An 11,266-nucleotide genomic window follows, 5' to 3' on the forward strand; every position below is an offset into this window, starting at 1 on the left:
CCCGCGGCGTGCTTGCCCTGCGCCGTGGCGGTCGAGGGGTGCCCCACCCACGCCGGCCGGCACTGTCGTGCCTGCGGTGGCCAACTGCACCGCATCGTCGTCGACGAGGGCTTTGACACCCTCCGTGCTGCGACCGCCCGGGCGGGACCGGTTCCCACGCCGTCCTCAAGCACACGGCACAGATGCTGGGCGCCACGCTTTGCTGGCCCAGCCGGCCTGAGCGGCCAGTGCCCCGCGACTTTCCAATCCAGTCGGGCCGCGGTGATCGCCCGGGCCCTCGGTCCGCACATAGGTGACCAGAAGGACCGGCGCAGCCGGTGCCGGTCCACGGGATCCATGGGAGTTCACATGAGTGACGCCGCTCGCGATGAAGCCGCGCTCGAGGAAGAGGCGCGACAGCGCGCCGAGGAGATCAGGGCCAGCGAGGAAGCCGCAGCCCAGGCCGCGGCCGCCGACACCGGTCCCTCCCCCGACGCCGAGATCGCACAGGTCCACCGGTCCGGCCGCCAGCACGACCACACCGACACCGCCGCCTACCAGCGGCCCCAGCTCGGCCGCCGCCGCAGCCCGCGCCGATAGGAGGCCGCGATGGCTACCGCACTCGCGCCGACAACCGGCCCTTCGACCGTCCGCTGGGTCGACTGCTCACACAAGCTGGGGTCGCTGCCGTGCATGAACCACAAGCCGCACGAGGGCGACGGCCGCGGCTGCGTGCACCACTCCACGTCCGGCTTCCAGGACGACGAGTAACCCGCCGCCGGCCGCCGCACCGCCAGAGCAACAGCCTCAGCCGTGCACCAGGTGCAGTCGCGGCCGCTGAGGCTGCTCGACGGCCGTCTCCAGGCGCTGCATCCGCTCGAGGGTCATCGAGTGCGCGTAGCGCCGCAGCAGCCCCGCCAGCACGGGACCGAGGCCGAGCGAGAGCACGAACTGGTCGGCCTCGGCCTCCGTGTGGAGCTCGATCCGCCGGCCGGCCGCCGGCACCAAGTAGGTCAGCGCGATGACCGCGCCCCCGAGCAAACCGGCCCAGGCCCGGTCCTCGGCGACCGACTGCACCACGCAGATGACCCCCACGACGCCGCGCAGCGTCCAAGCCAGCCGCATGAACGGAAGCCAGGCGAAGGCACGGCCGACACCGCGGAACGTCGCCACCATCAGCCGCCACGGCGTCGTCGCCGCGAGTACGGCCAACTCCAGACGCGGCCGGATCGCCTCGCGCCGGCCGACCGCATGAGCCAGCGCGGCGGCCGCCTCCGCGCCGGTCACAGCGCCGCGGAACGTCGCCTCGACCAGCCCAGGGCTGACCACCACGGTGCGCCGGCCGATCGACACCGCCACCGGGGTGCTCGGGCGCTGGATCCGGCGCACGAACAGCGCGCCGATGTCGACACCGCGGCCGCACAGCTCGGCCAGCACCGGCGCCATCACCCGCAACTCGGCTTCCGTCGCCGGCCGCGACCTGGTCAACGCCGCGATCGCAGGCTCCTGCAGCTGTCCCAGCGCCAGCGCGACCAGCACGCCGCCCGCAGCCATGAACGCCGCCAGGCCCAGCGCCGGCGGGAGCAGGGCGCACACCACCACGGTGAGGACGAAGCTCACCAGCACGGCCGGCGCCAGCGTCACGGCTCTCAGCACGGTCATCGGGAACATCATCTCGACCCTCCTCCATCTTGCAGCACTAGTGCGGATCTCTTGACTTTGCTCGCGGTGATCGTCCGGCAACCGCCGAGCGACATAGGCGAACGAGACCAGTCTGTGCCCAGGTGCCGACAGCACCCCGAGTTATCCACAGCCCGCCGCTCGGCGCAGCGGGCCGCGGCCGGGACGTGGGTTCATGAGCCAGACCGACCTCCGACTGAAAGGAACACCCGTGGACACCCTCAACGCTGACGGCACCTGGGATTGCCTCGGCTCGATCGCCCAGTTGCTGCACCAGGCCGCTGCCCAGGTGTGGAGCGACGCCGACGAGGCCACCCCCAACTCCCCGCTCCACGACCTCGGGCTGGGGGTCTACCTCGCGCACTCCCAGGCCAGCGCCCTGCTGCCCGACGACTACGAGCTGCCCGACGACGACCCGCTCCCCAACCTCGAGGAGCGCACGCCGCTGCAGCTGCTCACCGAGGCCGAGGAGCTGACCCGCCCGCTACCGCTGCACCAGCCGGACCTGGTCCACGGCTCGCAGCTGGTCGTCGACCTGTGCGACCTCATCCGGGAAGCCCGCGGCCTTGGCTACTGACCTGCGCCTGGCTTACGCCGAAATCGACGAGGAGCTCTTCGACGTCGACCAGATCCCGGTGACCTCGCGCGACGTACGCAGCGTCGGCGAGATGCTCTTCGACGTCGACTACCTGGCTCGCCAGCTGCTCATGGACGTCGGCGGCGATGACGCCGGCACGCTCCTGCGGAGCTGGCCGACGATGGTCGCGGCCGCGGAGGACCTGTGGGCCTCGCTACCGGGTCGCCGGCCTGGCGTCGACGAGCGCGATCGGCCCATCACCAGCCTGTCGGCGCAGGCCTCGACCATCGAGGCCAGCCTGTCCGGCCGGAAGGCCTGGCCAGGTCCGGGCCCGACCAACCCCCGCATCGACCAGATGACCCAGACCCTGCTCAACGCCGCGGCTCTGGTGCGCCGCTACGGCGCCGAGGTCCCGCACGAGCAGACCGAGGCCCACCGCGACCTCGAGGCAGCCCGGACCAGGATCATGCACGGTCTCTACCTGACCGCCCACGCCGTCAGCGTCGCCCTGCACGACAACGGCCGCGACCGCGTCAACGACGCCCGTGGCTCGGGCCGCCGGGTCCAGCTCGCCCAGCACCACTCCCCCTACGCCATCGCACCCACCGGGGTCTGGGTCGATCGGATGTCGGCGTGCGAGAACACCGCACGCAGCTACCTAACCGACCGGTTCGCTCAAGCCCTCGCCGGCGAAGCGATCCGGCCCGTCGACGACTCCGGCCGTCTGGCGCAGGCCTTGGCCAAGTGGGACATCCAGTCCCACCGCGCGCTGGCTCGCGACCTCGCGCCGTCCAACATCTTGCTCATCACCCGCACGCAGGCACTCATCGCCGGTGCCAGCATGGTGCTCGTCGAAGCGGCCGCCACCGCCGGCATCGTCGAGCCCTCGGACCGCCTGGTCCCCTCGATCGCCGACGCAGGGCGCTCCTGGAGCAACCTGGCCAGCCGCTGGGGCGACCTCGCTCCCCCAGGAGCCCGCCTCGAGGAGTTCTTGGCTCGCGCGGCCGCCGAGGTCCGCGCCGCCTACCGCCAGATCACCCACGACACCACCACCCTCGCAACACCAGAGGTCATCGGCACCCGGCCCGGACTCCCCCAGGCCACGGTGGCGACCCTCCGCGCGATCGAGGCCGGCTCCGAGCTCGCGCACGTCGTAGCCGAGAAGGCCGACACCCCTAACCTCACCGGCCCCGCGCGAGCCCTGTCCCGGCGAGCGCACAACGACGTCGAGTCCGGGCTGGCCAGCCCGCCGGCCGAGGGTGACGTCGTGTGGGTCTCCCCCGCCGACATCCTCGCCCGACGCGCCGTCACGGTGCCGAAGCCCGTACGGGAAGCCTTGCGTTCGGCGAGTACGGCAACCGCGTCCGCGGCATCCACGGCGGCAGCCTCTGCCATGCTCGCGCACTCCAACGGCAGTAGCCATCGCCCCGCTTGGCTCTCGGCAGCGGACAACGCGCAACATGGCGGCCACTGCACCCCAGCATCTTCGCCGGACCACGGCATGCCATGCAGAAAGTCTGCGGGCATTGATCGCTCAGCACCTGTCGGACCACTTAGGTGACCATCAGACACCAGGTGGGCTGCGACCACCGAGACCCACCACCGCAGGTCGGAGGAGACACGAGATGGAAACGGTGAAGGAGACCCTCAGCGTCGGCGGCCACCGACCGCTAGCTGCTCAGGAGAGCGAACGCATCCTTGAGGATGTCGTCACAGACATGAGTGAACACGCCACGCCGCCTTCCGACGAGCCCCTCCCGACAGAACGCCGCCGGCTCGCACTCACCCCTGCCACGATGAACATTGCGCAAGCGGCTGCCTACATCGGGATCGCGAAGTCGACGCTCTATACCTGGCGCACGCGACGCCCGGGGTTCGGACCACGCGCGGTGAAGGCGGGCGGCGCACTGCGGTACCGCCGTTCGGATCTTGATGCTTGGATCGAGGCCCACGCCGAGACACTGGATCTCGAAGCGGAAATGGTCATCGACGACAACGGCCGGGGCTCGACGGGTGACCACCTAGCAACATCCAGCACGCTAGGTTCCATGTCGCGACGGTCCCGTCCACGGCATCGATAGCGCTCAGACCTCAAGAAGGAACGCCCATGGCTCGCCCCCCGCTGCCCATCGGAACATTCGGGACCATCACGACGAAGGAGGTGCGTCCCGGGGTGTATCGCGCGCGAACGCGCTTCCGCGACTTCGACGGCGTCACGCGCGAAATCAAGGGGACCGCTCGAAGCGCCGCCGCCGCAGTACGAGAACTCAAGGTCAAGATCGCCGACCGAAGCGCCCCATCCGGTGACCTCATCGGCCCCGACATGCGAATCAGCCAAGTGGCTGACATCTGGCTCTCGCTGTATCGCGCCGAACAGCGCTCCGAGGCAACTACCGCGAACGAGTACCAACGCATCATCGAAAACGTCATCAATCCAGCCATCGGCAACATTCGCCTGCGCGAGGCAACAGCTGGTCGCCTGGAACGGCTCATCAGGTCGCAGGACTCCCACAGCCGCCGCAAGAAGACCAAGACGGTCCTCAAGATGATGTTCGACGCCGCGGTTATCGACGATGCGCTCCCGGCCAACCCGGTCTCCTCCACGTCTCGGCTTCGAGGCCAGAAGAAGGACGTCCAAGCGCTCTCGGTGGAAGATCTCAATGCCGTCCGCTCTGCTGTAGACGCCTGGATGACCAAAAAGCGACCCGGTCCAAAGCCGAACCAGGACATGCCCGACATCGTTGACCTGCTGCTCGCCACGGGCTGCCGGATCGGAGAAGTGCTCGCGATCCGATGGACAGACATCGACTTGAGTGCGACCCCGCCGACGGTGTCAATCAGTGGCACGATCAAGACGGAGACGGGAAAGGGCACGTACCGGAAGCCCAAGCCGAAGTCGGACGCCTCAAAACGCACCATCGCGCTGCCGCCGTTTGCTGTCGATGTTCTGATGAGGCGGCGTATCGAGCAACGACCAAATCACTACAACGCGGTCTTCGCCACCCGTAACGGCACCTGGCACCAGGTCGGCAACATCGAGCGGCGGTGGCGCACGATCCGAGCAGACACAGGCTTCGACTGGGTGACGCCACACACGTTCCGCAAGACCGTCGCCACCTTGATCGACCGCCTGGTCGACTCGGACACCGCAGCCCGCGTCCTGGGCCACTCCTCAGATGCGATCACCAAAGAGTTCTACATCGAGAAGGACAGGACCACACCTGACGTGACGCACATCCTTCAGTCCTTCGCCGGCAAGGCCACGACGACCGCATCAGACGACTGACGTCCTGGGGTGTTTCGAGCACCAGCCCTGCATCTGCTTGGCCCCAACGCCGGCCCCAACTCGGTACCAGAGTGGGTCACCCGCGCAAAGGTTTCTGGGACATAAACGCGACATAAGGCAATGTGACTCAAGAAGGTAAGTGGCCCCCGATCTGCGTTTCCGCAGGTCAGGGGCCACTTTCTTGTAGCGGGGGCAGGATTTGAACCTGCGACCTCTGGGTTATGAGCCCAGCGAGCTACCGAACTGCTCCACCCCGCGTCGGTGACGACGACTCTAGTGGATCGGTCGGATCCACCCAAATCGGGGTCAGTTCGAGGAGTCGCTGCTGCTGGACGACTGGCTGTCGGCCGACTGGCTGTCGGAGAGCTGGATGGCCTGCTCGACGAGGGCGCGGCCCTTCTCCATCTGCTTGGCCCACTCCACCGTGTCGCCGGCGGTCTGCGCGCGGTCGGCGGCGTCGAAGGCCGCCTGCGCCTGGTCGAGCAGGTCGCGGATCTGGGCGTTGATGCTCCCGGTCGGCTCCGAGTCGCCCTTGCCGTCGCCCTGGCCGCTCGGCTCCGTCGGCTGCTGGTCGGGGCTGACCTTGAGCGAGTCCGCGAGGGCCTCGGTGAGGGTCGTGCCGATGCCGACCGACCCGCCGTACGACACGATCACGTACTGCAGCTCGGGGAAGCCCGCCGTCGAGGTGGCGCGCGTCGCGTAGACGGGTTGCAGGTAGAGCAGCCCGTCGGCGACCGGCATCGTCAGCACGTTGCCGAAGATCGGTTTGGACTCACCCTGGTTGAAGGGCAGCAGCGCGTCGCGCACGTTGGCGCTGGTCGCCATCTCGTTGGCGACCTGACCCGGACCCGGGGTCTGGGTCTGGTCGGGGGGCAGCTGCAGCACCTTGATCTTGCCGTAGCTCTCCTCGTCGGTCGCGTCCGAGCCGACCGCCATGTAGGCGGCGAGGTTGCTCTTGTCGTTGGGCACGAAGACCGTCGACATGCCCCACGTCTGGCCGCTGCCGTCGGCCCGGTTCACGAAGAGCCGGTACGGCGGCTGCAGCTGCGTGGTCGCGTAGGGGTCCTCGGGCACCGCCCACCGGTTGGTGCCGGAGTACCAGTCGGTCGGGTCGGTGACGTGGTAGCGCGCGAACTGGTACCGCTGCACCTTGAAGAGGTCCTCGGGGTAGCGCAGGTGCTCCATCAGGCTCTCGGGGATCTCCGAGCGGTCCTTCACGGTGCCGGGGAAGGCGCTGCGCCAGGCCTGGAGGATCGGGTCGGACTCGTCCCACGCGTAGAGCGTCACGGTGCCGTCGTAGGCGTCGACGGTCGCCTTGACCGCGTTGCGCATGTAGTTGATCTCGTCGGTGGGCAGCGTGCCGAACTGGTTGCCCTGGGCGAGCGCGTCGGTCGTCATGTCCTCGAACGACTCGCGCTGCGCCAGCGGGTACTGGTCGGTCGTGGTGTAGCCGTCGAGGATCCACTCGATCCGCCCGTCGACCACCGCCGGGTAGGGGTCCTGGTCGAGCGTCAGCCACGGCGCGACCTTCTCCACGCGCTCGGCCGGCTTGCGGATGTAGAGCACCTTGCTGTTGTCGTTGACCCGCTCGGAGAGCACGAAGTTGGGGTCGCCGAACTTGACGGCGTAGAGCACCTGGTCGAGGAAGCTGTCGACCGGGACGCCGCCCTCCCCGTCGTACGTCGTGAGGTTGGTGTCCTCGGTGTTGCCGCCGGCCGCGCCGAGGTCGAGCTCCACGTCGGGCGCCCCCGGCGTCTTGCCGACGATGGAGTAGTCGGGGCTGTCCTCACCGAAGTAGACGCGGCTCTCGTAGCCGTTGGGGAACAGCTTCTGGAGCTGGTCCTCGTCGACCTGCTGCCCCTCGGCAAACTGGATCTCCTCCTGCTCCTGCGCGTTGTCGGGGCCGCGCTGGTTGGCGAAGGCGGCGATCACGCCGTTGCCGTGGGTGTAGACGGTGTGCAGGTTCGACCAGTTGCGGTCGCCCTCGCTGATGCCCGTCTGGTCGAGCTCGCGGACACCGAGCACCATGGCCCGCTGCTGGCCCTCGATCGTGTACTTGTCCACGTCCAGCACGTCGGCGACCGAGTAGTAGGCGCGTACCTGCTGCAGCTGCTCGAAGGTCTGCCGCACCAGCTTGGGGTCGACGAGGGGCGCCGAGGCCGTCTCCGAGGTCAGGCTCGAGAGCTGGGTGTTGGAGATGCTGGCATTGCTGGTGTAGTTGTCGTCGACCTCGATGCTGTCGAGCTGGTACGCCGCACGGGTCGCGTCGATGTTGGCGCCGATGTAGGTGGACTCCTTGTCCGCCTCGGTCGGGTCGACCTGGAACTGCTGCACGACGCCCGGCCAGATCATGCCGAGCAGGACCGCCGACAGGGCCAGCAGCGCCAGCCCGACCGAGGGCAGCACCCAGGTGCGGCGCAGCACGTTGGCGAAGAAGAGCACCGCGCAGATCACGGCGATCAGCATCAGGATCGTCTTGGCCGGGAGCACCGCGTGGTCGTCGGTGTAGGTGATGCCGGTGATCAGGCGGCCGCTCTGGTGCACGAGGTCGAAGCGGTCGAGGTAGTAGTCGGCGGCCTTGGCCAGCACGAAGAGGCCGGCGAGCACGGAGAGCTGCACCTGCGCAGCACCGGAGAGCCGGTCGTGGCTGGTCTGCAGCCGCACCCCGCCGTAGAGGTAGTGAACGAGGCCGGCCATCAGCACCGCGACCACCGTGAAGGCCATGCCGACGTCCACGAGGTAGTGGAGCCACGGCAGGTCGAAGACGTAGAAGCCGATGTCCTTGTCGAAGTAGGTGTCGGTGGTGCCGAAGTCGCCGCCGTTGCGCCACAGCAGGAACGAGCGCCACTGGCCCGAGGCCGAGGTGCCGGCGAAGAGGCCGAGGAGCACCGAGACGCCGACGAGCAGCCACACGCGCACCGGGTCGATGACCTCGCGGTAGCGGTCGAGACCGGTCTGCTCGGCCGACTGCGGACGGAAGATCGGGCGCAGGCGGTAGGCGAGGTACATGTTCACGCCGACCACGAGCGCCATCAGGGCCCCGAAGACCAGGAACAGCCCGGCCTTGGTCCAGAACAGCGTGCTGAACACCGAGGAGTAGTCCACCGACTGGTACCACATCCGGTCGGTGAAGAACGACGCCGACGTGGTGAGGGCGAAGAAGCCCAGCACCAGCACGACCGCGGTGATGATCAGGGCGCGCGAGCGCCGGGGGGCGGGCTGGGGGCGCCCGCCTCGGGGCTCCTCCTCGAACAGCTCGCTCACTCGTCCGTCTCCTCTTCCAGCGTGGCGGCCAGCAGGTGCAGCAGGCCGGGTACCAGGTCGGTACCTCCGACCACGGATGCCGCATCGTCGTGCGCCCGCAACCGCAACGCACAGTACGTGGCACCGCCACGCGTCGCCCCCGCGACGATCCGGACCTCCTGCCGGTCGGGGTGTTCGCGGGCGAACTCCTCGGCACGGCGCGGATCGTCGGGCACCTGCCCGTCGGCGTCCGGTGGCAGCACCAGTCGCTCGACGACCGCGGCGCACCCGGACACGCCGGCCGGCCACGAGATCGACTCGAGCACTTCCTCCAACGGACGAGCAGTACCCGGAAGTTCCTGCTCGACGGGTGTCAGTGATCCCTCGCTCGCCGCCTCGTCGAGGCCCATCGCCCGGGCGAGCTCGGGCTCGTGCTCGACCAGCTCACCGGTGGCGACCAGCGCGTAGAGCCGCGAGGGCTGGTCCCAGCCGCCGTCGGCGATGTGTCCCTCGATCTCCAGGACCGCCGAGGCCAGGGCCGGGTCGACGTCCAGCGCGGCTGCGACGTCCAGACCGTCCAGACCGTCCAGACCGTCCAGACCGTCGTGGTCGCCCGGGGAGCTCACGAGGCGGCTCCCGCGTTCGCGCTCGCGGAGCAGGTCGGCAGCTCGGCGTCCGGGTCGTCGACCCACGCCTCCACGGCCTGGACCGCGTCGTGCATCGTGTCGGCGCGGACCAGGCGCATGTCGCCGTTGTCGGCGCCGAGCGCCTCCGCGCAGTTGTCGGGCGGCACGAGGAACAGCTCGGCCCCCGCGTCGCGGGCGCCGGCGATCTTCTGCTGGATGCCGCCGATCGGGCCGACCTTCCCGCTGGCGTCCATGGTGCCGGTGCCGGCGACGACGTGGCCGCCGGTCAGCGAGCCCGGGGTGAGGGTGTCGTAGATGCCGAGGGAGAACATCAGCCCGGCGCTGGGCCCGCCGATGGCGGGGTCGATGTCGACGGAGACGTCGAACGGGAAGTGGTAGGCCGGCAGCAGCCGGACGCCGAGCCGCGGCGCGCCGTCGACCTCGTCGGGCGTGATCCGCACGGTGCCCTCCTTGCCCTTGCTGAGCACCCGCAGCGTCACCGGCTGGCCCGCGCCCGCGTCCTCCACGGCCTGCCGGACGTCGTCGGTCGTGGCGACCGGCTTGCCGTCCACCGCGAGGATCAGGTCGCCGACCTCGAGCTCCCCCTCCGCCGGCGTGCCCTCGTCGACGCCGAAGACCCGCACCGCGGGGTCGAAGTCGATGCCGAGCTCGGTCAGCGCCACCGCGATCGCCGCGTCCTGCGAGGAGACCATCTGGATCTGGCCCTCGACCTTGTTCTGCGCGTCGGACTCGCCCTCCTGGTACACCGCCCCGTAGGGGTAGACCGCGTCGTCGGACTGGAACCAGCGGCCCATCACGTTGAAGAGGTTGAGCTTCGCGTCGGGCTGGGTCACGAACACCGTGGTCATCCGCAGCTCGCCGTCCGTGCGGTAGGTCTTGTGGCCGCTGACCTGGATCGTCTCGTGCCCGTCGGGCGCGCCGAGGACGTCGACGGTGAGGCCGGGTGCGTAGGTCACGTACGGCAGGGGCGTGAGGATCGCCGCCACCCACAGCGCGACGAGCAGGGGCAGGGCGATCAGGCCTGCCCAGATGCGCTGCGTCATGGCGCCCAGTGTCCCATCCGGGGGAAGGAGGACCGCAGTCGGCGGGCTCAGGCGGACCGGCGGTCGCGGGGAGCCTCGTCCCGGCGCGGCAGGCGCGAGGGACGGACGGCGATGCCGGTGCTCCGGTCACGCACCGGGGTCGGCGGGCGACGGCTGGCGTGCGGCCGCGGCTCCTTGCCCAGCGCCTCGGCCATCCGGCGTACGGCGACCTCGGGGTCGACCTCGCCGCGTCCCTCCCGGCCCAGCCACGACACCCAGAGCATGGCCAGGCAGGTCACCACGACCGGAGGCACGAGCCAGAGGAGGATCTCCACGGCCACGAGGGTAGGCAGCCGCGGCCCCTCGCGCCGGAAGGCGCGCCCTACGGGGTGCCCACCCACTCCTCGCCGCCGTCGGCGAAGAGCTGGTGCTTCCAGATCGGCACCTCGGCCTTGAGGGTGTCGATCAGCTCGCGCGAGGCGTCGAACGCCGTGCCTCGGTGGGCCGAGGTGGTGGCGACGACGACCGCGACGTCCCCGATCTCGAGGCGACCGGTGCGGTGGACCGCGGCGATGCCGTGCACCTCGTGGGCAGCGGCCACCCGCTCGCAGACCTCGCGCAGCTTCGCCAGCGCGGTGGGGTGCGCGGAGTACTCCAGCGCGGTGACGCCGCGGCCGCCGTCCTGGTCGCGCACCCGGCCCACGAACAGCGTCAGGCCGCCGGACGCGTCGTCGTCCAGGGCGGCCACGACCTCGGCCACGTCGAGCGGCGTCTCCCGCAGGGCGACCAGCCGGATCTCGGGGGCGTCCTCCACAGCACTCACAGGCGCGAC

The 11,266-nt window shown here is 69.8% G+C and carries 12 protein-coding genes and 1 tRNA gene; 6 read left to right on the forward strand and 7 right to left on the reverse strand.

Annotated elements, in window-relative coordinates; translation table 11 throughout:
- Positions 1–348 precede the first annotated feature (348 nt).
- Together ACFPGP_RS16610 and ACFPGP_RS16615 are read left to right on the forward strand one after the other, a co-directional pair.
- Complete coding sequence (locus tag ACFPGP_RS16610) at positions 349–579, forward strand: hypothetical protein (RefSeq protein WP_378591874.1); 231 nt, start codon at positions 349–351, stop codon at positions 577–579.
- Positions 580–588: 9 nt separating this feature from the next.
- Positions 589–750 carry a hypothetical protein gene (locus ACFPGP_RS16615; RefSeq protein WP_164519692.1) on the forward strand — a complete coding sequence of 54 codons (162 nt, stop codon included), beginning with the start codon at positions 589–591 and terminating at the stop codon, positions 748–750.
- A gap of 36 nt (positions 751–786) precedes the next feature.
- On the opposite strand, the gene ACFPGP_RS16620 is transcribed toward ACFPGP_RS16615, so the two are convergent.
- A complete protein-coding gene (locus ACFPGP_RS16620) occupies positions 787–1,641 on the reverse strand; it encodes a hypothetical protein (RefSeq protein ID WP_378591876.1) in 855 nt (284 codons plus the stop codon).
- Between the two features lie 229 nt (positions 1,642–1,870).
- Between ACFPGP_RS16620 and ACFPGP_RS16625 the strand changes: the two genes are divergently transcribed.
- From ACFPGP_RS16625 to ACFPGP_RS16640, 4 genes are all read left to right on the forward strand, one after another.
- Complete coding sequence (locus ACFPGP_RS16625) at positions 1,871–2,236, forward strand: hypothetical protein (protein ID WP_378591877.1); 366 nt, start codon at positions 1,871–1,873, stop codon at positions 2,234–2,236.
- Positions 2,226–3,797 (forward strand): hypothetical protein, encoded by a 1,572-nt coding sequence (locus ACFPGP_RS16630; RefSeq protein WP_378591879.1) that lies wholly within the window; start codon positions 2,226–2,228, stop codon positions 3,795–3,797. The genes ACFPGP_RS16625 and ACFPGP_RS16630 overlap by 11 nt, the downstream gene beginning before the upstream one ends.
- 64 nt (positions 3,798–3,861) lie before the next feature.
- Entirely contained in the window at positions 3,862–4,317 is a 456-nt protein-coding gene (locus ACFPGP_RS16635; protein ID WP_378591880.1) for a helix-turn-helix transcriptional regulator, read from the forward strand.
- Between the two features lie 26 nt (positions 4,318–4,343).
- Complete coding sequence (locus tag ACFPGP_RS16640) at positions 4,344–5,522, forward strand: tyrosine-type recombinase/integrase (RefSeq protein WP_302707428.1); 1,179 nt, start codon at positions 4,344–4,346, stop codon at positions 5,520–5,522.
- A gap of 184 nt (positions 5,523–5,706) precedes the next feature.
- Here ACFPGP_RS16640 and ACFPGP_RS16645 read toward each other — a convergent pair.
- The 6 genes from ACFPGP_RS16645 to ACFPGP_RS16670 form a co-directional block, all read right to left on the reverse strand.
- Positions 5,707–5,780: transfer RNA gene (locus ACFPGP_RS16645), tRNA-Met, on the reverse strand.
- 48 nt (positions 5,781–5,828) lie between these two features.
- Positions 5,829–8,786 carry a UPF0182 family membrane protein gene (locus ACFPGP_RS16650; protein ID WP_378591881.1) on the reverse strand — a complete coding sequence of 986 codons (2,958 nt, stop codon included), beginning with the start codon at positions 8,784–8,786 and terminating at the stop codon, positions 5,829–5,831.
- Complete coding sequence (locus tag ACFPGP_RS16655; protein ID WP_378591883.1) at positions 8,783–9,391, reverse strand: PPA1309 family protein; 609 nt, start codon at positions 9,389–9,391, stop codon at positions 8,783–8,785. The genes ACFPGP_RS16650 and ACFPGP_RS16655 overlap by 4 nt, the downstream gene beginning before the upstream one ends.
- Complete coding sequence (locus ACFPGP_RS16660; protein ID WP_378591884.1) at positions 9,388–10,455, reverse strand: YlbL family protein; 1,068 nt, start codon at positions 10,453–10,455, stop codon at positions 9,388–9,390. Before ACFPGP_RS16660 ends, ACFPGP_RS16655 begins: the two co-directional genes overlap by 4 nt.
- A 47-nt stretch (positions 10,456–10,502) precedes the next feature.
- Entirely contained in the window at positions 10,503–10,769 is a 267-nt protein-coding gene (locus ACFPGP_RS16665; protein WP_378591886.1) for a hypothetical protein, read from the reverse strand.
- 47 nt (positions 10,770–10,816) lie between these two features.
- Entirely contained in the window at positions 10,817–11,257 is a 441-nt protein-coding gene (locus ACFPGP_RS16670) for a molybdenum cofactor biosynthesis protein MoaE (protein WP_378591887.1), read from the reverse strand.
- Between the last annotated feature and the right edge of the window lie 9 nt (positions 11,258–11,266).

Source organism: Nocardioides taihuensis (genome assembly GCF_042657275.1).
GTDB classification, from domain to species: Bacteria; Actinomycetota; Actinomycetes; order Propionibacteriales; family Nocardioidaceae; genus Nocardioides; species Nocardioides taihuensis.